Source organism: Mesorhizobium sp. M2A.F.Ca.ET.043.05.1.1, assembly GCF_003952445.1.
Taxonomy (GTDB): Bacteria; Pseudomonadota; Alphaproteobacteria; order Rhizobiales; family Rhizobiaceae; genus Mesorhizobium.
The window spans coordinates 5,135,918-5,156,152 of the sequence record NZ_CP034446.1 but is presented as its reverse complement, the minus strand read 5'-3'; the positions used below and the strand labels follow the sequence as shown (position 1 = coordinate 5,156,152).

The following is a 20,235-nucleotide window of genomic DNA, read 5'->3' as shown; positions in this document are numbered from 1 at the left end:
AAGCGCGATGGCCGCCGTCACCCTTACCAATGTCATAAAACGCTTCGGTTCATTCGAGGTCGTCCACGGCGCCAACATCGACATCGCCGACGGCGAGTTCGTCGTCTTCGTCGGCCCCTCCGGCTGCGGCAAGTCCACCTTGCTTCGAATGATCGCCGGGCTGGAGGACATCAGCGGCGGCGACATCGCCATCGGCGGCAAGGTGATGAACGATGTCGAGGCGGCCGACCGCGGCATCGCCATGGTGTTCCAATCCTACGCGCTCTACCCGCATATGACGGTCGGGCAGAACCTTTCCTTCGGGCTGCGCATGAACGGCAATCCGAAGGCCGACACCGAGCGTCGGGTGAAGCGCGCCGCCGAGATCCTGCGCATCGACGAATTGATGCAGCGCCGGCCGAAGCAGCTCTCCGGCGGCCAGCGCCAGCGCGTCGCCATCGGTCGCGCCATCGTGCGCGAGCCGCAGGTCTTCCTCTTCGACGAGCCGCTCTCCAACCTCGACGCGGAGCTCAGGGTGCAGATGCGGGTCGAGATCTCGCGCCTGCACAAGGAGCTCGGCGTCACCATGATCTATGTGACGCACGACCAGACCGAGGCGATGACGCTGGCCGATCGCATCGTCGTGCTGAAGGCCGGCAATGTCGAGCAGATCGGCGCGCCGCTCGACCTCTATGACGATCCAGCCAACCGTTTCGTAGCCGGCTTCATCGGCTCGCCGAAGATGAATTTCCTCAGCGCCAAAGTCGTCGACACGTCAAACAGCGCCGCGATCATCGAGCTCGTCAATCATGGCGGCGCACGATTGCGCAAGCCGCTCCGCGATGCTTTTCCCGCCATCGGCGCCGAAATCGTGCTCGGCGTCAGGCCGGAGCATTTCTTCGAGGCCGGAGAGGGCGATTGCGACATTCCGGTCAAGGCCGACGTCGCCGAGCATCTTGGTTCTGTGAGCTATGTCTACGCCAATGCCGGGCCCGAGGAGCTGATCGTCGAGCGCGAGGCCTCGCGCCAGCGCGCCGGCGGCGATCATTTCACCGTTTCGATCAAGGCCGAGCGTTCGCTGCTTTTCGACAAATCAGGAGCGAGGATTCGCTGACTTTCTTTTCCGCCCGATCCCCAAGGCGTGGCGGCGACCCATGGAGAATTCGACATGACATCTGGAAAAATCCGCTGGGGCATCCTCGGGCCCGGCAGCATCGCCAAGTCTTTTGCCGGCGGCGTGAAGGGATCGCGCACCGGCACGCTTGAGGCGCTCGGCGCCCGCAACCCTGCCAAGCCGGGCCTGGCGCAAGCCTTTCCCGGCGCGCGTATCCTCGACGGCTACGATGCGCTGCTCGCAGACAGCCAGGTCGACGCCGTCTACATTTCGATCCCGCATCCCGGCCACGCCGAATGGGCGATCAAGGCGGCCGAGGCCGGCAAGCATGTCCTGTGTGAAAAGCCGCTGGCGCTCACCGCCTTCGAAGCCGACGCCATGATGCACGCCGCGCGCAAGGCCGGCACCTTCCTCGGCGAAGCCTTCATGTACCGGCTGCACCCGCAGACACGCCAGCTGGTCGAGCTGATCAAGTCGGGCGCCATCGGCGAAGTGCGCATGATCAAGTCGAGTTTTGGTTTCGCCATGCCGGGCTTCATGCCCGAGCACCGGCTCTATGCCAACGACCTCGCCGGCGGCGGCATCCTCGATGTCGGGGGCTATCCTGTCTCGATGGCGCGGCTGATCGCGGGCGCCGCGATCGGCCAGCCTTTCGCCGAGCCCGACAAAGTCGTGGGTACCGCCCATCTCGGCCAGTCCGGCGTCGATGAATGGGCTTCCGCCTTGCTGCACTTTCCCGGCGGCATCGTCGCCGAAATCTCCTGCAGCATCTCGCTCGACCAGGACAATGTGCTGCGCATTTTCGGCACCAAGGGCCGGATCGAGGTGCCCGATTTCTGGTTCGCCGGTGGCAACCGCGATGTCGGACCGGGCCGGATCGAGGTGAACCGGTCCGGGGCAGCTCGCGAGGTGATCAGCCTCAACGAGACCCGTCACCTCTATTCCTTCGAGGTCGATGCCGCGGGCGAAGCAATCCAGGCAGGCAGGCAGGAATTCGCCTGGCCGGGCATGTCCTGGGCCGACAGCCTCGGCACGCTGCGCGTGCTCGACAGATGGCGGCAGGCCGTCGGGCTGGAATATGAGATCGAAAAGCCGGCTAAACGAGTCAACACGCTCTCCGGCCGGCCGCTGCGTGCCGACGGCACGGCCATTGGCAAGCGCGTCCTTCCCGGCCTGCCGAAACCGGTCTCGCTGCTGGCGCTCGGCTTCGAGGATTTTCGCACCTTTTCCTCCGGTTCGATCCTGCTCGACGCTTTTTCCGAGGTCGGCGGCAATCTGTTCGACACCGGCTATGTCTATGGCGCCGGCTACACCGAGACGCTGCTCGGGCAATGGCTCACAAATCGCGGCGTGCGCGAGCAGTCGGTCATCATCGCCAAGGGCGCGCATTCGCCGCTCTGTTACCCCGATGTGATCGCAAGACAGCTGGCGCAGTCGCTCGACCGGCTGCAGACCGATCATGTCGACATCTATTTCATGCATCGCGACAATCCGGACGTGCCGGTCGGCGAGTTCGTCGACGCCATGGACGCGGAGGCCAGGGCCGGCCGCATCCGCGGCCTGTTCGGCGGCTCCAACTGGACGATGGAGCGCATGGACGAAGCGATTGCCTATGCCGAGAAGAACGGCAGGCAGAAGCCCGGCGCGCTCTCCAACAATTTCTCGCTGGCCGAAATGCTGGAGCCGATCTGGGCCGGCTGCGTCACCTCCTCGACCGATGCCTGGAAGGCCTGGCTGGCGGCGCGCCAGATGCCGAACTTCGCCTGGTCGAGCCAGGGCCGCGGCTTCTTCACCGACCGCGCCGGCCGCGACCGGACTGACAATGAGGAGCTGGTGCGGGTCTGGTACTCGGAAAGGAATTTCGCCCGCCGCGACCGGGCGATCGAGCTGGCCCGAAAACTCGGCAAGAGCCCGATCCATGTCGCGCTGGCTTATGTGCTGGCGCAGCCCTTCCCGTCGGTACCGCTGATCGGCCCGCGCACGCTGGACGAGCTGGAGGACAGCCTCAAGGCGCTCGATATCAAGCTGACGCCGGAGGATGTGGCGTGGCTGGACGAGGGTGCGGAACGGAGGAGGGGGTGACGCGCGTAATCTCCCCCCTCGAGGGGGAGATGGCCGGCAGGCCAGAGGAGGTCGGTCCGACCGGGCTGGACCTCTTTGCGGAGGGCGAGGGAGGTTGGCTCCCCACGCGAAGCGACCCCCTCTGTCGCCTTCGGCGACATCTCCCCCTCAAGGGGGGAGATTTGGCTCTCACCGATCAACCCGCGTCGACAAGATAATCGACGACGACGTCCGCTCCACCCCGTCCATCGCCCCGATGCGGTCGAGCAGCGCGTCGAGGTCGCGGATCGACGGCGCGTCGACGATAACGATCATGTCGAAATTGCCGCTGACCGAATGCACTGTCCGCACTGGCGCCATTGCCTCCAGGCTCCGCACCACCTTGTCGGCGAGTTTCGGCGTGACGGTAAGCAGCACATGCGCCTTGACCAGCCCCTGCTCGTAATCGGGCGACAGCCGCACCCCATAGCCGGCGATAATGCCGCGCTGCTCCAGCCGCTCGATGCGGCTCTGCACCGTGGTGCGCGAAAGCCCGAGCTGGCGCGCCAGCTCGGCGGTCGAGGCCCGAGCGTTGGCGCGCAGCAAAGTGAGCAGGGCCTGTTCGGCTTGAGTGAGCATTTCGTCGAAGCCTTTCGGCAAACTGGATAAAGTTCAGCTTTATATTGCCAGATTCCACGCTTCCTTTCGACAGGCAAGCTGCGATGATTCCTGCAACTCGAAATTTGGCAGGGGAATTGATCATGAAGAACATCGTTGTCGTCGGCGCCGGCAAGATCGGCTCGACCATCGCGGAAATGCTGAGCGCCACGGGCGACTACCGCGTTACGTTGGTCGACCGCTCAGCCGCCCAGCTTGCCGCCGCCGAGCTGCCGGCCGGCGTCGCGACGCAGGAACTCGACATCGCCGCCACGGGCGAACTGGAAAAGATCCTTGCCGGCAAGTTCGCCGTGCTGAGCGCCGCGCCCTTCCACCTCACCACCCGCATCGCCGAGGCGGCGGCCACCACCAGCGTGCATTATCTCGACCTCACCGAGGACGTCGTCTCGACCCGCCGGGTCAAGGAGCTGGCGCGCGGGGCGAAAAACGCCTTCATCCCGCAATGCGGCCTGGCGCCGGGCTTCATCTCGATCGTCGCCAACGACCTCGCCAGCCGCTTCGACACGCTGGAAAGCGTGCGCATGCGCGTCGGCGCGCTGCCGCAATATCCGTCCAACGCGCTGAACTACAACCTCACCTGGAGCACCGACGGCGTCATCAACGAATATTGCGAGCCCTGCGAGGCGATCGTCGAAGGCGAGCTGATCGAAGTGCCCCCGCTGGAGGAGCGCGAGGAATTCTCGCTCGACGGCGTCACCTATGAGGCCTTCAACACCTCCGGCGGGCTCGGCACTTTGGCCGAGACGCTGAAGGGCAAGGTGCGCACGCTGAACTACCGCACCATCCGCTATCCCGGCCACGCCGCGATTATGAAGGCGCTGCTCAACGACCTCGGACTGCGCCACCGCCGCGACGTGCTGAAGGACATCTTTGAGAGCGCTCTGCCGGCGACGCTGCAGGACGTGGTCATCGTCTTCGTCACCGTCTCGGGCCGCCGTAACGGTCGCCTGCTGCAGGAGACCTACGCCAACAAGATCTATTCGCATCGCGTCGGCAACATCGTGCGCAGCGCCATCCAGATCACCACCGCATCGGGCATCTGCGCCGTGCTTGACATGCTGGCCGACGGCTCGCTGCCGGCCAAGGGCTTCGTGCGCCAGGAAGACATCGCCCTCGACGCCTTCCTCGCCAACCGCTTCGGCCGCGCTTACGCGCAGCACGAGATGGTAAGCCGGCTGGCGGGGTGAGCTGGCTAATCTCCCCCCTTGAGGGGGAGATGTCGCCGAAGGCGACAGAGGGGGTCCTTGCGCGTGGAGCGCCAACCCTCCATTTGTCGCAAGGGAAGTCGCATCCAGTCGCACCGACCCCCTTTGGCCTGCCGGCCATCTCCCCCTCAAGGGGGGAGATCACTTGCCTTATATATGCAGTGCATGCCCCAGCGCCTTCAGCGCCGCTTCCTGAAAACCTTCGCCTTGCGTCGGATGCGCGTGGATCGTGCCGGCGATATCCTCCAGCCGCGCCCCCATCTCCAGCGCCAGGCCGAATGCCGCGGACAGTTCCGACACGCCTTGCCCGACCGCCTGGATGCCGAGCACCAGATGATTGTCCGCGCGAGCAACCACGCGGACAAACCCGTCCTCGCCCTGCCTGGTCATCGCCCGGCCGTTGGCGGCGAAGGGGAACTGGCCGATCTTGATCTCGCCGGCGAATGCTTTCGCCTCTTCCGGCGTGAGACCCGCGGTGACCAGCTCCGGGTCGGTGAAGCAGATCGCCGGTATCGCGCGCTTGTCCCAGCTTCTTTTGTGGCCGGCGACGATCTCGGCCACCATCTCGCCCTGCGCCATGGCGCGATGCGCCAGCATCGGCTCGCCGGTGACGTCGCCGATGGCAAAGATGCCGCGCATCGAGCTGCGGCACTGGTCGTCGATGCGGATGAATTTTCCCGCTTTGTCGAGGTCGATCTGGTCCAGCCCCCATTCCTCGGTGAGCGGCTTGCGGCCAACCGTGACCAGGATCTTGTCGGCGGCGATCTTGGCGTTCTTGCCGTCTGATGTCTCGACCAGCAGCGCGTCGCCCTTGGTCGACAATCCCTTCGCCTTGGCCCCTGTCATCACTTCGACGCCAAGCTCGCCAAGCCGCTTCAGCACGGGCCGAGTCAGCTCGGCATCATATTGCGCCAGCACGCGCGGCAACGCTTCGACCACAGTGACCTTGGCGCCCATCTTGGCGAAGGCCATGCCGAGCTCGAGACCGATATAGCCGCCGCCGACGACCGCGAGCTTCTTCGGCACCTCGCCGAGCGCCAGCGCCTCGGTGGACGAGATGACCGGACCGCCGAACGGCAGGAACGGCAATTCGACCGGCGCCGATCCCGTGGCGATCACGACGGCTTCGGCGCGGATGACCTGTGTGCCGGTCTCGGTTTCGACCTCGACGGTCTTGCCGTCGCGGAACGTCGCCCAGCCCTGCACCGTCTTCACTCTGGCCTTCTTCAGCAGCCCGGCCACGCCGCTGTTGAGCCGGCTAACGATGCCGTCCTTCCAGGCGACGGTTCTTGCGAGGTCCAGCGTCGGCGCGGCGACCTTGATGCCGAGCGGATCCTTGCCGGAGGCCATATGCCCTATCTTCTCGAGCTCCTCCGCCGCATGGATCAGCGCCTTGGACGGGATGCAGCCGACATTGAGGCAGGTGCCGCCCGGCTTCGCAACTTCGACAATGACCGTATCGACACCGAGCTGCCCGGCGCGGATGGCGCAGACATAACCGCCCGGGCCGGCGCCGATGACCAGCAGCTTGCAGGAGATTTCTTTCATATCGACTGCCCTCTCGGCGATGGCCGGTACGCGCCTTCCCTTCCCCCCTTGTGGGGGAAGGTGGATCGGCGCGATAGCGCCGAGACGGATGAGGGGTGTTCCAGGGAATGCCAAAGTCTCACTCCGCTGGAGCACCCCCCATCCGTCGCCTGCGGCGACACCTTCTCCCACAAGGGGAGAAGGTGGAGCGCGCATCCCGGCGCCGCGACGTTCAAGCCCAACATCCACCCCTCAATCCACAAAAATCAGCGCCGGCGTTTCCAGCAGCGCCTTGATGCGCTGGACGAAGACCGCGGCATCCCAGCCGTCGATGACGCGATGGTCGAAGCTGGACGACAGGTTCATCATCTTGCGCGGGATGAACTGGGTGCCGTCCCAGACCGGCCGCACCATGATCTTGTTGACGCCGACGATCGCCACTTCCGGATAGTTGATGACCGGCGTCGTCGCAACGCCGCCCATGGCGCCGAGCGAGGTGATGGTGATGGTCGAGCCGGACAGCTCCTCGCGGCTCGCCGTGCCGGCCTTGGCCGCATCGGCCAGCCGGTTGACTTCCACAGCACTATCCCAGAGGTCGCGCGCCTCGGCATGTTTTACCACCGGCACCACCAGCCCGTTGGGCGTCTGCGCGGCGATGCCGATATGGATGCCTTCGTGCTGGTGGATGATGCCGGCATCGTCGTCGAACAGCGCGTTAAGGTTGGGCTGCTCGCCGATCGCCTTGACCATCGCCCGCATCAGGAACGGCAGCAGCGTCAGCTTGGGGCGATCGGCACGCTTCTCCTTATTCAGCGTCGCGCGCAATTCCTCCAAGGCCGTCACGTCGATCTCTTCGACATAGGTGATATGAGGGATGCGCGATTTCGCCAGCGACATCTTTTCGGCGATCTTGCGCCTGAGCCCGACGACCTTGATGTCCTCGACGCCGTCCTTCCGGGCAAGCCCGGTGGCGCGGGCGACCTGCGGGCCGCGCGCGACGAACGCATCGATGTCTTCATGGTTGATGCGCCCGGCCGGACCGCTGCCCGGAACCTGGCGCAGATCGATGCCGGCTTCCTTCGCCCGCAGGCGGACGGCCGGCGAGGCCAGCGGCTTCTCGCCCTCCGCGCGCGGCACCCCGGAAATGGAGGCAGGGCGCGCGGCCTTCGGCGCGGCGGCTGGCGAAACCTTGGCCTGCGGATCGGCTGGCTTCGGTGCGGGCTTTGGAGTGCTCGGCTGAGGTTCCGCTTTTGGCTCGGCCGACTTGGCGGGAGCCGAGGCCTCCGGCGCGTCGCCGCGACCGATTTCCGCCTTTACATTGCCTTCGCCGGCCACCTTCAGCCGCACGATCGGCGAGCCGATCGCCACCGTGTCGCCGATCTCGGCGCCGAGCCAGAGAATCTCGCCGTCGACCGGCGACGGGATCTCGACGGTCGCCTTGTCGGTCATGACGGCGGCGAGAACCGCGTCCTCGCGCACGAGATCGCCGACCTTGACATGCCACTCGACAAGCTCGGCCTCGGCGACGCCTTCGCCGACATCGGGAAGCTTGATGACGTGTTCGCCCATCTCAGGCCTCCCCCTAGGCTTCCAACGTTTCAAGCAAGACACGGCCGACCCGCGCCGGGCCGGGGAAATAGTCCCATTCCTGCGCGTGCGGATAGGGCGTGTCCCAGCCGGCGACCCGCGCCACCGGCGCTTCCAGGTGATAGAAGCAGTTCTCCTGTACCAGCGAGACCAGCTCGGCGCCGAAGCCGGAAGTCAGCGTCGCTTCATGCACGACGACGCAGCGTCCGGTCTTCTTCACCGAGGCGACGATCGTGTCGAGGTCGAGCGGCAGCAGCGTCCTCAGGTCGATCACCTCGGCGTCGATGCCGGTCTCCTCGGCCGCAGCCTGCGCGACATAGACCATCGTGCCATAAGCGAGCACGGTGACGGCCGAACCCTGGCGGCGGATCGCCGCCTTGCCGAGCGGGATCGTGTAATGGCCGTCGGCGACCTCGCCGAGCTCATGCTTCGACCAGGGCGTCACGGGCTTGTCGTGGTGACCGTCGAACGGGCCGTTATAGAGCCGCTTCGGCTCAAGGAAGATCACCGGATCCGGATCCTCGATCGCCGCGATCAGCAAGCCCTTGGCGTCGTGCGGATTGGACGGCACGATCACCTTCAGGCCGGAGACATGGGTGAACAGCGCTTCCGGGCTCTGGCTGTGCGTCTGGCCGCCAAAGATGCCGCCGCCGGTCGGCATGCGCACCACGATCGGGCAGGTGAAATCGCCGTTCGAGCGGTAACGCAGCCGCGCCGCCTCCGAGACGATCTGGTCATAGGCCGGATAAACATAGTCGGCAAACTGCACCTCGACGCACGGCTTCAACCCGTAGGCGGCCATGCCGATGGCCGAACCGACGATGCCGGATTCGCTGATCGGCGCGTCGAAGCAGCGGCTCTTGCCGTATTTGGCCTGCAGACCTTGCGTGGCGCGGAAGACGCCGCCGAAGAAGCCGACATCCTCGCCATAGACGATGACTTTATTGTCGCGGCCCATCGACACGTCCATGGCGTCGCGGATGGCCTCGATCATGGTACGCCTGGGCATGGTCAGACCCCTGCCTGCTGGCGCTGGCGCCTGAGATGCGGCGGCATCTCGGCATAGACGCCCTCGAACATGTCGCGGGTCGACGGCTTGCCGCCGGCATGCAGCGTGCCGTGGCCCTCGGCCTCCTTCTGCGCCGCGATCACCGTTTCGAGGATCTCGGCCTCCGCCTGGGTGTGGCGATCCTCGGACCAGACGCCCTTCTGGATGAGGTGGTTCTTCAGCCGGATAACCGGATCGCCGAGCGGCCAGGCGTCGGACTCCGCCTTCGGCCGGTAGGCCGACGGATCGTCGGACGTCGAATGCGCACCGACGCGGTAGGTGACATATTCGACCAGCGTCGGCCCGAGATTGGCGCGCGCCCGCTCGACCGCCCATTTCGCCACGGCGTGCACCGCGAGGTAGTCGTTGCCGTCGACGCGCAGCGAAGGAATGCCGAAACCGAGGCCGCGCGCGGCAAACGTGCCGGAGCCGCCGCGCGCTATGCCCTGGAAGGTCGAGATCGCCCACTGGTTGTTGACGACGTTGAGCACGACAGGAGCCTTGTAGGTCGAGGCGAAAACCAGCGCCGCATGGAAATCGGACTCGGCCGTCGAGCCGTCGCCGATCCAGGCTGCGGCAATGCGCGAATCGTTGGAGATCGCCGAGGCCATCGCCCAGCCGACCGCCTGGATATATTGCGTCGCCAGATTGCCGGAGATCGAGAAGAAGCCGTGCTCCTTCGAGGAGTACATGACCGGCAGCTGCCGGCCCTTCAGCGGATCGGCCTCGTTGGAATAGATCTGGTTCATCATCGAGACCATCGGATAGCCGTCGGCGATGAGAAGACCTGCTTGTCGATAAGTCGGGAAATTCATGTCGCCCGGCTGAAGCGCCTTGCGGAAAGCGCAGCTCACCGCCTCTTCGCCGAGATGCTGCATGTAGAACGAGGTCTTGCCCTGGCGCTGCGCCATCTGCATGCGCGCGTCGAAGGTCCGAAGCGTCATCATGTGGCGCAGGCCTTCGAGCAGCTCCTGATCGCTAAGCAGCCCCGCCCATGGCCCGACGGCCTCGCCGGCGCGGTTCAGCACGCGGATGATGGAGAAGGCCATGTCGCGGATGGTGCGCGGATCGACGTCGATCTCGGGACGCGGCACCGAGCCGGCCTTGGGAATGGTCACATTCGAGAAGTCGGGCGTGCCGCCGGGCCGCACCTCCGGCTCGGGCACATGAAAGCGCAACATTCCAGCATCGGCCATGAGCTCACATCCTCCAATGTTGCCGGTGCGATCTTTGCACATCCGCGCCGCCAGACCAGTGCCAATTCGCCGGGTCTGGGCACGGCCGTCCTCCCCGGCGCCGGCCTCGGCAAGCCAATGCGCCGCGCAGGCTCAAGATGCAGATATGGCGACGAAATTTCTTGTCGATGTTTTCGCGCCGCGCGCAATTTGGCGGAAGTTTGCGAGGCGATTGTCGTTAGAAAATGCAATTGGAGGCCGGGGCCGGGCGTGACCTCCCCCTTCTCCCCCTTGTGGGAGAAGGTGGATCGGCGCGCAGCGCAGAGACGGATGAGGGGTGTTCAAGCGGAGTGAGACGCTGGCGTTCCCTGGAGCACCCCTCATCCGGCCGCTGCGCGGCCACCTTCTCCCACAAGGGGAGAAGGAGGAGACGCTGGCGCCGCTTCTCCGTTCACTCCCGCCCCGCCTCATGCTAACTCACGCCGCATGGCACAGAAGAAAGGATACGAGGTCGATTCGTGGCTGGCGAGGCCCGACCCCTCCATGGGAATCGTCTTGCTCTACGGTCCCGATCGCGGCCTCGTCGCCGAGCGTGCAAAGGCCTTCGCCGCGAAAACCGGCCTGCCGCTCGACGATCCCTTCTCGGTGGTGAAGCTCGACGGCGCGGAGGTCGACCGCGATGAGGGTCGGCTGCTCGACGAGGCCCGGACCGTGCCGATGTTTTCCGACCGGCGGCTGCTTTGGGTGCGCAACGCCAGCGGCCAGAAGGCGCTGGCCGACGACATCAAGGCGCTGACAACCGAGCCCGCGCGCGACGCCGTCATTCTGATCGAAGCCGGCGACCTGAAGAAGGGCACCGGGCTCAGGGCCATCGTCGAGGCCGCCGGCAACGCCATCGCTCTGCCCTGCTATGCCGACGAAGCCCGCGACCTGGATTCGGTGATCGACGACGAATTGCGCAAGGCCGGCATGTCGATGACCCTGGACGCCCGCCAGGCGCTGCGACGCAATCTCGGCGGCGACCGCCTCGCCTCGCGTGGCGAGATCGAGAAGCTGGTTCTTTACGCGCATGGCCGCAGGGAGATCGGCATCGAGGACATCAACGCGCTGTCAGGCGATGTCTCCGGCTCCTCTTTCGACGCGGCGGTCGACGCCATGCTGGACGGCAAGGTCGGCGATTTCGACATCGCCTTCACCCGTCATTGCCAGTCGGGCGGCCATCCGTTCCTGGTGCTGTCCTCCGCGATGCGGCAATTGCAGGCGATCCAGGTGATGCGCGGCCAGATGGAATCCGGCGGCCGCAATGCCGCCTCGGTCGTTGCCGGCGCGCGCCCGCCCGTCTTCTTCTCTCGCCGCAAGCTGGTGGAAAAGGCACTCGAACGCTGGAATGTCGAGGCGCTCGGCCGCGCGCTTAGCCGGCTGCAGACGGCGGTGCTGCAGACCCGCAAACGGCCCGACCTGTCGGAAGCGCTGGCCAGGCAGGCGCTGCTCGGAATCGCCATCGAAAGCGCGAGATTGGGGCAGCGCGGCTGATCTCCCTTCTGTAGGCAGGGCATCGCATAGGGCGCTCCCCTCTCCGCCTCGGCGCTGTGCGCCGAGCCACCTCTCCCCGCCTCTGGCGGGGGCGAGGAACCCAGGCTTGCAAAGGCCGCGTCCTCGGCGATTAGCGTTTCCTCGCTCCCACAAAGTGGGGGAGAGGGCGTAGCGGACGGTGAGGGGGCAGCGCTGCCTTATCTGGGTTTGCCTTGCCCACAAGGGAGGAGATCGGCCGCCACCGCCGTTTCGCCAATGATCCGGAAAATAAACGGGCCGGCACATCGCGAGCCCTTCATGTTTATCACCGATATATCAGGCGTATCCAGGCTTAAGCCAAAACCTCAGCTACCGCCGAAAACCGCGGCGCCGCAGCCGTCTACCGCTCGTCCTTCAGCCGTCGGCAGAGCTCGTCGAGCTGCTCCAGCGAGCGGTAATCGACGCGCAGCGTGCCGCCCTTGCCCTTGTGCTCGATGCTGACGATCATGCCGATCGTATCGGTCATCAGCTTCTCGAGCGCCAGCGTGTCGGGATCCTTTTCGGGCGCGCTTGTCGCGGACTTCACCTTGGCCGGCGTCGGACCGGCGGGCGTCTGCGCCAGCGCTTCGGCCTGGCGCACGGAAAGCCCCTCCTTGACGATGCGCTTGGCAAGCCCGGCCGGGTCCTCGGCGGTCACCAGCGTACGGGCATGGCCGGCGGACAGATCGCCGTCGACCAGCATCGAATGGATGACGGGGGGCAGCTTCAAAAGCCTGAGCGTGTTGGCGACATGGCTGCGGCTCTTGCCGATCACCTGGCCGAGATCGGCCTGGGTATAGCCATGCTCGTCGATGAGCTGCTGATAGCCTTGCGCCTCCTCGACCGGATTGAGGTCGGCGCGCTGCACGTTTTCGATGATTGCCAATTCCAGCGCCGTGCGGTCGTTGACGTCGCGCACGATGATCGGGATTTCGGTAAGCCCCGCGCGCTGCGCCGCCCGCCAGCGCCGCTCGCCGGCGATGATCTCGTAGCGGCCGGTCTGCGAGGGCGAGGGGCGCGCCACCACCGGCTGGACCACGCCATGCTCGCGGATCGACTGAGCAAGGTCAGTCAGCTCGGCATCGCCGAAATGCCGGCGCGGGTTCTTCGGGTTGGGGCTGACGAACTCGATCGGCACCTTGCCGTCAGCCGCCACGACCGCGCTCGGCTTTTCCGGCGCCGCCGGGCGGTCGATTTCGCCGATCAGCGCCGCTAGGCCACGGCCCAGTCTTTTTCTCGATTGGTCTTCGCTCATTATAATGTCCAGATCGTTTCGGAATCGAATCGGCTGATTAACTACGGCTGCCAGGCGGCTCGGCTCAGGCGGCGCGCAGCTTGCGCTCGCGGCGGATCACCTCGGAGGCGAGCTGCAGATAGGCCTGGCTGCCGGAGCATTTCAGGTCATAGAGGATCGCCGGCTTGCCGTAGGACGGCGCTTCGGAAACCCGCACGTTGCGCGGGATGATCGTCTCATAGACCTTGTCGCCCATATGGGTGCGCACATCCTGCACCACCTGGTTGGCGAGGTTGTTGCGCCCGTCATACATGGTGAGCACGATCCCCTGGATGGTCAGATCCGGATTGATCGTGCCGCGCACCTGCTCGACCGTTTCCAGCAACTGGCTGAGACCCTCCAGCGCGAAGAACTCGCATTGCAGCGGCACGAGAACAGAGTCGGCCGCCGCCATCGAATTCAAAGTCAAAAGATTGAGCGAGGGCGGGCAGTCGATCAGCACATAGCCGAACGGCGCCGACCGCTCTGCCGCGGCGCGCAGGGCATTGCGCAGCCTGAGCACGCGGTCGGGCGCCGAGGCGATCTCCATCTCGATGCCGAGCAGGTCAAGCGTCGAGGGCACAATGGATAGGCCCGGCACCGCCGTCGGCACGGCTGCCGCTTCCAGCTCGAGCTCGCCGGTCAGCACATCATAGGACGACACGGTCCGGTCCTTGCGGTCGATGCCGAGCCCGGTGCTGGCATTGCCCTGCGGGTCGAGATCGACGATCAGCACGCGTTCGCCGATCGCGGCCAGCGCCGTCGCCAGATTGATGGCCGTCGTCGTCTTGCCGACGCCGCCCTTCTGGTTGGCGACGGTGATGATACGCGGTGCTGTGCTCATGGGCCTATGCCAGTAATTCATTGCTGTTTCGCCGGACGCAAGTCGCTGATTTCGAGGACGACGCCATGGGGGTCGGTCATGCTCGAATGTTCTACCAGATCGAAGCCCCAGCGGTGAGTGCTTTCTTCCACTTCGGCCCGGTAATCCCGGCCTTTATGGAAAAGCGCGCGCGCCCCTTTGGTCAGCCAGGGCGCAGCCAGATCGAGCAGGTCCGGGAGCGCGGCGAGCGCCCGCGCCGTGACGATTTCCGGCGCGGAAACAAGCGGATAGCTGTCGTCGATGCGCTTCGCCAGGACCCGCGCCGGCAAATCGAATTGGCCCACGACAGACTGCAGGAACGACGCTTTCTTGCGGTTGCTCTCGACCAGATCGATCGATGCGCCGGGACGTTCTTTGAGCAGGAAGCCGAGCACCAATCCGGGAAACCCACCGCCCGAGCCGAGATCGACCCAGCGCGTTGCGGCGGGCGCGATTCGCGCAAGCTGGGCACTGTCCAGGATATGCCGCTGCCAGACATCGTCCAGCGTCGATGATGCCGCCAGATTGATGCTGCGGTTCCATTTCAGGAACAGCTGTTCGAAAGCCCCAAGCCGCTCGAATGTTTCACGTGAAACCGGACCCGCTGCCTTCTGCAGGTCCGCCCAGGCGTCCGCGCTCACGCCACGGACCTTCGCGCGCCAAGCTCGGCATAGCGGACATGCGCGACAATGATGGCAAGCGCCGCCGGCGTCATGCCTTCCATCCGTTGCGCGTCGGCAATCGAACGCGGCTGGCGCGTCTTCATCTTCTGCTTCAGCTCGTTCGACAGGCCCGGCACATCCGAGAAGTCGATCCCCTCCGGGATGAGCCGCGATTCCTCATGCCTGATCTGTGCCACATCCGCCTGCTGGCGATCGAGGTAAACCGAATATTTCGCTTCCGTTTCAAGCCGCTCGGCGGTCTTGGCGTCAAGCGCGGCAAAGCGCGGTTCGACGCGGGCCAGCCACGCCATGTCGACGCCCGGATGCGCCAAGAGGTCGTAAGCCGAGCGGCGCACGCCGTCTTTGTTGATCTCCAGCCCCAGCCGCGCCGCCTCGTTCGGCGTCCAGGCCACCGACTTTGCCAAGATACGAGCCTCATCGAGCTCCCGGACCATCCCGCCGAAGCGCTGCAGCCGCTCAGACGACGCGATGCCGAGCTTCTCGGCCAGCGGCGTCAGCCGCTCGTCTGCATTGTCGGCGCGCAGCGAAAGCCGGAACTCGGCGCGCGATGTGAACATCCGATAGGGCTCTGCGATGCCGCGACTGGTGAGGTCATCGACCATCACGCCGATATAGGCTTCGGTCCGGCTGAGCACGAATTCGTCACTGCCGGCCGCCTTGCGCGCCGCGTTGATGCCGGCAAGCAGGCCTTGCGCGCCGGCCTCTTCGTAACCGGTGGTGCCGTTGATTTGCCCGGCGAGGAACAAGCCTACGATCCGCTTGGTCTCTAGCGTCGTCTTCAGCTCGCGCGGATCGACATGGTCGTATTCGATCGCATAACCCGGCTGCAGCATCGTCGCCTTCTCCAGCCCGGGAATTGTCTTCAGGATCTCGAGCTGAACGTCCTCCGGCAGCGAGGTCGAGATGCCGTTCGGATAGACCGTGTCGTCATCGAGCCCTTCCGGCTCCAGGAAAATCTGATGGCCCTCGCGGTCACCGAACTTGACGATCTTGTCCTCGATCGATGGGCAATAGCGCGGGCCGACGCCTTCGATCGAGCCGGAATACATGGCCGAGCGGCCAAGATTGGCGCGGATCAGTTCATGCGTTGCCGGCATGGTGCGGGTGATCCCGCAATGGATCTGCGGGTTGGCGATAGCGTCCGTCATCAGCGAGAACGGCACCGGATCTTCGTCTGCGGCCTGGCTTTCCAGCGAGGCCCAGTCGATTGTGCGGCCGTCGAGGCGAGCGGGCGTTCCGGTCTTCAGGCGCCCGAGCTTGAAACCCGCGCGCGCCATCGTCGCCGACAGGCCGTGGCTCGCCTGCTCGTTCATGCGGCCGGCGACGATCTTCTTCTCGCCGATATGAATCAGGCCGCGCAGAAAGGTGCCGGTGGTCAGCACCACGGCGCCGCAAGCCAACCGGCGGTCACCGGAAATCTGAACGGCAGCGATTCGACCGTCCATGATTTCGAAGTCGAGAGCCTCGCCTTCGATCACGTCGAGATTGTTCTGCTGCCGAATCGCTTCCTGTATGGCGAGCCGATAGAGCTTGCGGTCGGCCTGGGTGCGCGGCCCGCGCACGGCCGGCCCCTTGCGGCGATTGAGCAGGCGGAACTGGATGCCGGCGGCATCGGCGATGCGGCCCATCAGTCCGTCCATGGCATCGATCTCGCGCACGAGATGGCCCTTGCCGAGACCGCCGATCGCCGGATTGCAGGACATGACGCCAATCGTGTCGAAGCGAAGCGTCACCAGCGCGGTCCTGGCGCCGGCGCGCGCGGCAGCACTCGCCGCCTCGCATCCGGCATGGCCGCCGCCCACCACCACCACATCATAGTGATCGGTCATTTCCCAAGAATCCGCTTTCTGAGATGGATTGACACATGTCCCTGCCACCTCGCGCTGTCAAGGACGAAGACCGGACTCGTTTCACGTGAAACATCGATCCGGCCCAATTGCGTAGTGTTTCACGTGAGTCACTGCCGGACAGAGGCCGCTCCGTGTTTCACGTGAATCATTTACCAATGCAGAACTGCGAGAAGATGACGTCGAGCAGATCCTCGACGTCGACCGCGCCCACGATCCGCCCGAGACGCTCGGCCGCCAACCGCAATTCCTCGGCGCGCAGCTCCTGGCGGTGCCCTGACAGCGCCGCCCTCAGGAAATCCATTGCCTCCCTGAGCAGCTCGACGTGGCGCATTCTGGATGGCAGGACGTCACCCGCCTCGCGAACCGCGGCTGCGGCGCGGCTTCCGATCTCATCGAGAAGGCGCCCCAGTCCGCTACCGTCCCTGGAAGAAATCACCAGGTCGTAGGCACCGGGGCCGATATCGGCGATGTCCGACTTCGTGCCGATTCTCAGCAACGGAGCCCCAGCCGGGACTTCCCCGACAGGCGCCGGATTGGCCATATCCTCCAACAGCAGAACAAGATCCGCCACATCAGCTTTGGCCCGCGCTCGTTCGATGCCGATCGCTTCCACCTTGCCCACGGCGTCGCGCAGCCCGGCGGTATCGACAAGCCGCACCTTTAGCCCGTTGAGGTCCATGACGACCTCGAGCAGATCGCGGGTCGTGCCCGGTTCATCGGTGACGATTGCCGCCTCGCGCCGCGCCAAGGCGTTGAACAGACTGGACTTGCCGGCATTCGGCGCGCCGAGGATCACGACCTCAAAACCGTCACGGATGATCTCCGCTGCCTTGAACCCCTCGACGTGCCGTTCGATCTCGCCGATCATGGCGGTCACGTCCGACCAGACCGCCTCCGAAACGGAGCCAGGCACATCCTCCTCGTCGGCGAAGTCGATCTCCGCCTCGATCATCGCCCGGGCATGGATCAGCCGGCGCCGCCAGCTCGAATAGAGTTCGCTCTGCGCGCCTTCCGCATTGCTGAGGGCGAACCGGCGCTGCGCCTCGGTTTCTGCATTGACCAAGTCGGCCAAGGCCTCCGTCTCGACCAGATCCAACCTGCCGTTCAGAAAGGCGCGCCTGGTGAACTCCCCGGGTTCGGCATGCCTGACGCCTTCGAAGCCGGTGATCGTCTCCAGCATCTTGGCCGCGACCGCGCGGCTGCCATGCACCTGGAACTCGGCGACGTCCTCGCCGGTGAAGCTGCCAGGGCCCGGAAAGAACAGCACGAGCCCGTGGTCGATCGGCGAACCATCCGCCGCCCTGATCGTCCGTAAGTTGGTAAACCGATCCTTAACCGGCCCGGCGATCGTTTCGACCACGAATCGAGTCTTTGGCCCGGAAATGCGGATAACCGCGATGCCCGCGGGCAGGCGGCCGCTGGACAGCGCGACGATTGAATCCTTCGAAGCCATTGGCGAAACCATTTGCCGGACCTGCCGAACCGCCTAGATTAAAGATGGAGCACGACCGAAAACCGCTTCACACTTTTCGGCATCATGCCCTTGCCTTGCAACCCAACTCGAGCCCGCCCATCGTGACCTTGCCCGCGCGAAACCTGCTTGCCGAAGAAGCCAGCCCCTATCTGCGGCAGCACAGCGACAACCCTGTCCATTGGCGCGGCTGGTCGCCGGCCGCCCTTGCCGAAGCCACGGAACTGGGCCGGCCAATCCTGCTCTCCATCGGCTACGCCGCCTGCCACTGGTGCCATGTCATGGCGCATGAAAGCTTCGAAAACGACGCCGTCGCGGCCGTCATGAACCGGCTCTACGTGAATATCAAGGTCGATCGCGAGGAGCGGCCGGACATCGACCAGATCTACATGGCTGCTCTCCATGCCATGGGCGAGCAGGGCGGCTGGCCGCTCACCATGTTCCTGACGCCCGACGGCAAGCCCTTCTGGGGCGGCACCTATTTTCCTCGAGAGGCGCGTTACGGGCGGCCGGGCTTCATCCAGGTGCTGGAAGCGGTCGACAAGGCTTGGCGGGAAAAGCAGCAGAGCCTCGCCGAAAGCGCCGACGGGCTGACCGCTCATGTCGAATCCCGGCTTGCCGGAACCAAGGGCAAGGCGGTGCTCGACCGCGATGCGCTCAGCGATCTCGCGGGGCGCATCGGCAGCATGATCGACCGCGATCTCGGCGGCTTGAAGGGCGCGCCCAAATTCCCGAACGCGCCCTTTATGCATACGCTTTGGCTGTCCTGGCTGTGCGACGGCCAGGCGGAACATCGCGATGCCGTGCTCACCAGCCTCGAAAAAATGCTTGCCGGCGGCATCTACGACCATGTTGGCGGTGGCCTCAGCCGCTACTCCACCGATGCCGAATGGTTGGTGCCGCATTTCGAAAAAATGCTCTACGACAATGCCCAGCTTATCCGCCTGTGCAACTGGGCCTATGCCGCCACCGGCAAAGACTTGTTCTGGCTGCGAATCGAAGAGACCGTCGCCTGGCTGCTGCGCGAGATGCGTGTCGAAGCCGGCGCCTTTGCCGCCAGCCTCGACGCCGACAGCAACGGCGAGGAGGGGCTTTTCTATACCTGGAGCCGCGACGAGGTCGAAGCTGCGCTTGGCGAGCAAGCCCCGACGTTCTTTCAGTATTTCGAGCTGGCCGCCCCGCATGGCTGGGAAGGCAAGGCGATCATCCGCCAAAGTGAAATGCAGCAAAGCGAAGGCATTGCCGACTACGCCCAGCTTGCGCCTTTGAAAGCGAAGCTGCTGGCTTTCCGCGAACAGCGGGTCAGACCGGGCCGTGACGGCAAGGTGCTGACCGACTGGAATGGTCTGATGATTGCGGCACTCGCCGAAGCCGGCCGCTCGCTCGGTCGAGCGGACTGGATCGATGCCGCGGCAAAAGCGTTCACTCATATTGTCGAGGCCAGCCAGGACGGCCGTCTGCCGCATTCCATGCTCGGCGCGAAGAAGCTTTTTCCGGCACTGTCCAGCGATTACGCCGCCATGACCAATGCCGCGATCGTGTTGTTCGAGGCAACCGGCGACCCGGCCTATTCCGATCACGCCCGACATTTCATCGGCGAGCTCGACCGCTGGCACCTGGACAGCGACAAGACCGGCTACTGGCTGACCGCCTCGGACAGCGGCGACGTGCCGATCCGCATCCGCGGCGATGTCGATGAGGCGATTCCCTCGGCCACCAGCCAGATCGTCGAGGCGCTGGTTCGGTTGTCTTCGCTTACCGGCGACCTCGAACTCTGGGAGAAGGCCTGGGCGGCGGCCGAGCACGCCATGGGCCGCGCATCCCAACAGGCTTACGGCCAGGCGGGCATCGTCAATGCCTGTGCCCTGGCGCTCGAGCCGCTGAAGCTTGTCATCATAGATGAGCCAGGATCTTCAAGCCTCGTTCCGGTCGCGAATCGGAATCCCGACCCGCGCCGGGTCGATATCGTCGTGCCGATCGGCACGGAAACGAATCGACCCTTGCTGCCGGGCGGCGTGCTGCCGCCGACGGACAAGCCAGGCGCCTGGTTCTGCAGCGGACAAGTGTGCCTGCCGGCGGTGAGGGTTGCGAGTGAGTTGGAGAAGCTGTTGCGGCGATAGCGCCCTTTCCTTCTCCCCTTGTGGGAGAAGGTGTCGCCGAAGGCGACGGATGAGGGGTGCTCCAGATGCCAC

Annotated in this window: 15 protein-coding genes; 5 read left to right on the top strand and 10 right to left on the bottom strand. The window is 65.2% G+C overall.

Annotated elements, in window-relative coordinates:
* The first annotated feature begins 7 nt into the window (after positions 1–7).
* Positions 8–1,093, top strand: a complete 1,086-nt coding sequence (ugpC, locus tag EJ069_RS24910) for a sn-glycerol-3-phosphate ABC transporter ATP-binding protein UgpC (protein WP_126063572.1) — start codon at positions 8–10, stop codon at positions 1,091–1,093.
* 54 nt (positions 1,094–1,147) lie between these two features.
* Positions 1,148–3,175: an aldo/keto reductase gene (locus EJ069_RS24905; protein ID WP_126063571.1), complete on the top strand. Its 2,028-nt coding sequence runs from the start codon at positions 1,148–1,150 to the stop codon at positions 3,173–3,175.
* Positions 3,176–3,343: 168 nt separating this feature from the next.
* Here EJ069_RS24905 and EJ069_RS24900 read toward each other — a convergent pair whose 3' ends face one another.
* Entirely contained in the window at positions 3,344–3,772 is a 429-nt protein-coding gene (locus EJ069_RS24900; RefSeq protein WP_126063570.1) for an Lrp/AsnC family transcriptional regulator, read from the bottom strand.
* 83 nt (positions 3,773–3,855) lie between these two features.
* Here EJ069_RS24900 and EJ069_RS24895 point away from each other — a divergent pair, with 83 nt between their 5' ends.
* On the top strand, positions 3,856–4,998 hold the full coding sequence (locus EJ069_RS24895; RefSeq protein WP_281059992.1) for a saccharopine dehydrogenase family protein: 1,143 nt from the start codon (positions 3,856–3,858) through the stop codon (positions 4,996–4,998).
* Positions 4,999–5,166: 168 nt separating this feature from the next.
* Here EJ069_RS24895 and lpdA read toward each other — a convergent pair whose 3' ends face one another.
* From lpdA to EJ069_RS24875, 4 genes are all read right to left on the bottom strand, one after another.
* A complete protein-coding gene (gene lpdA / locus EJ069_RS24890; protein WP_126063568.1) occupies positions 5,167–6,564 on the bottom strand; it encodes a dihydrolipoyl dehydrogenase in 1,398 nt (465 codons plus the stop codon).
* A 231-nt stretch (positions 6,565–6,795) separates the two neighbouring features.
* Positions 6,796–8,112 carry a dihydrolipoamide acetyltransferase family protein gene (locus EJ069_RS24885; RefSeq protein ID WP_126063567.1) on the bottom strand — a complete coding sequence of 439 codons (1,317 nt, stop codon included), beginning with the start codon at positions 8,110–8,112 and terminating at the stop codon, positions 6,796–6,798.
* 13 nt (positions 8,113–8,125) lie between these two features.
* The gene (locus tag EJ069_RS24880; RefSeq protein ID WP_126063566.1) at positions 8,126–9,139 is read right to left on the bottom strand and encodes an alpha-ketoacid dehydrogenase subunit beta; all 1,014 of its coding nucleotides are present in this window, start codon (positions 9,137–9,139) and stop codon (positions 8,126–8,128) included.
* A 2-nt stretch (positions 9,140–9,141) separates the two neighbouring features.
* Positions 9,142–10,374, bottom strand: a complete 1,233-nt coding sequence (locus tag EJ069_RS24875) for a 3-methyl-2-oxobutanoate dehydrogenase (2-methylpropanoyl-transferring) subunit alpha (protein ID WP_126063565.1) — start codon at positions 10,372–10,374, stop codon at positions 9,142–9,144.
* 465 nt (positions 10,375–10,839) lie between these two features.
* Here EJ069_RS24875 and holA point away from each other — a divergent pair, with 465 nt between their 5' ends.
* Positions 10,840–11,886 carry a DNA polymerase III subunit delta gene (gene holA, locus EJ069_RS24870; RefSeq protein ID WP_126063564.1) on the top strand — a complete coding sequence of 349 codons (1,047 nt, stop codon included), beginning with the start codon at positions 10,840–10,842 and terminating at the stop codon, positions 11,884–11,886.
* Between the two features lie 379 nt (positions 11,887–12,265).
* Here holA and EJ069_RS24865 read toward each other — a convergent pair whose 3' ends face one another.
* The 5 genes from EJ069_RS24865 to mnmE all read right to left on the bottom strand — a co-directional run bounded on the left by EJ069_RS24865 (position 12,266) and on the right by mnmE (position 18,025).
* Positions 12,266–13,159: a ParB/RepB/Spo0J family partition protein gene (locus EJ069_RS24865; protein WP_126063563.1), complete on the bottom strand. Its 894-nt coding sequence runs from the start codon at positions 13,157–13,159 to the stop codon at positions 12,266–12,268.
* Between the two features lie 64 nt (positions 13,160–13,223).
* Positions 13,224–14,021: a ParA family protein gene (locus EJ069_RS24860; RefSeq protein ID WP_112128796.1), complete on the bottom strand. Its 798-nt coding sequence runs from the start codon at positions 14,019–14,021 to the stop codon at positions 13,224–13,226.
* A gap of 17 nt (positions 14,022–14,038) precedes the next feature.
* Positions 14,039–14,680: a 16S rRNA (guanine(527)-N(7))-methyltransferase RsmG gene (rsmG, locus tag EJ069_RS24855; RefSeq protein WP_126063562.1), complete on the bottom strand. Its 642-nt coding sequence runs from the start codon at positions 14,678–14,680 to the stop codon at positions 14,039–14,041.
* Positions 14,677–16,551 (bottom strand): tRNA uridine-5-carboxymethylaminomethyl(34) synthesis enzyme MnmG, encoded by a 1,875-nt coding sequence (gene mnmG, locus EJ069_RS24850; protein ID WP_126063561.1) that lies wholly within the window; start codon positions 16,549–16,551, stop codon positions 14,677–14,679. The genes rsmG and mnmG overlap by 4 nt, the downstream gene beginning before the upstream one ends.
* A 166-nt stretch (positions 16,552–16,717) precedes the next feature.
* Positions 16,718–18,025, bottom strand: a complete 1,308-nt coding sequence (gene mnmE / locus EJ069_RS24845) for a tRNA uridine-5-carboxymethylaminomethyl(34) synthesis GTPase MnmE (RefSeq protein ID WP_126063560.1) — start codon at positions 18,023–18,025, stop codon at positions 16,718–16,720.
* Between the two features lie 122 nt (positions 18,026–18,147).
* Here mnmE and EJ069_RS24840 point away from each other — a divergent pair, with 122 nt between their 5' ends.
* Positions 18,148–20,163, top strand: a complete 2,016-nt coding sequence (locus EJ069_RS24840) for a thioredoxin domain-containing protein (protein WP_126063559.1) — start codon at positions 18,148–18,150, stop codon at positions 20,161–20,163.
* Positions 20,164–20,235: the final 72 nt, after the last annotated feature.

Coding starts and splice junctions, on each gene's coding strand:
- ugpC (WP_126063572.1), top strand. CDS start 8: ATGGCCGCCGTCACCCTTACCAATGTCATAAAACGCTTCGGTTCATTC.
- EJ069_RS24905 (WP_126063571.1), top strand. CDS start 1,148: ATGACATCTGGAAAAATCCGCTGGGGCATCCTCGGGCCCGGCAGCATC.
- EJ069_RS24900 (WP_126063570.1), bottom strand. CDS start 3,772: ATGCTCACTCAAGCCGAACAGGCCCTGCTCACTTTGCTGCGCGCCAAC.
- EJ069_RS24895 (WP_281059992.1), top strand. CDS start 3,856: ATGATTCCTGCAACTCGAAATTTGGCAGGGGAATTGATCATGAAGAAC.
- lpdA (WP_126063568.1), bottom strand. CDS start 6,564: ATGAAAGAAATCTCCTGCAAGCTGCTGGTCATCGGCGCCGGCCCGGGC.
- EJ069_RS24885 (WP_126063567.1), bottom strand. CDS start 8,112: ATGGGCGAACACGTCATCAAGCTTCCCGATGTCGGCGAAGGCGTCGCC.
- EJ069_RS24880 (WP_126063566.1), bottom strand. CDS start 9,139: ATGCCCAGGCGTACCATGATCGAGGCCATCCGCGACGCCATGGACGTG.
- EJ069_RS24875 (WP_126063565.1), bottom strand. CDS start 10,374: ATGGCCGATGCTGGAATGTTGCGCTTTCATGTGCCCGAGCCGGAGGTG.
- holA (WP_126063564.1), top strand. CDS start 10,840: ATGGCACAGAAGAAAGGATACGAGGTCGATTCGTGGCTGGCGAGGCCC.
- EJ069_RS24865 (WP_126063563.1), bottom strand. CDS start 13,159: ATGAGCGAAGACCAATCGAGAAAAAGACTGGGCCGTGGCCTAGCGGCG.
- EJ069_RS24860 (WP_112128796.1), bottom strand. CDS start 14,021: ATGAGCACAGCACCGCGTATCATCACCGTCGCCAACCAGAAGGGCGGC.
- mnmG (WP_126063561.1), bottom strand. CDS start 16,551: ATGACCGATCACTATGATGTGGTGGTGGTGGGCGGCGGCCATGCCGGA.
- mnmE (WP_126063560.1), bottom strand. CDS start 18,025: ATGGCTTCGAAGGATTCAATCGTCGCGCTGTCCAGCGGCCGCCTGCCC.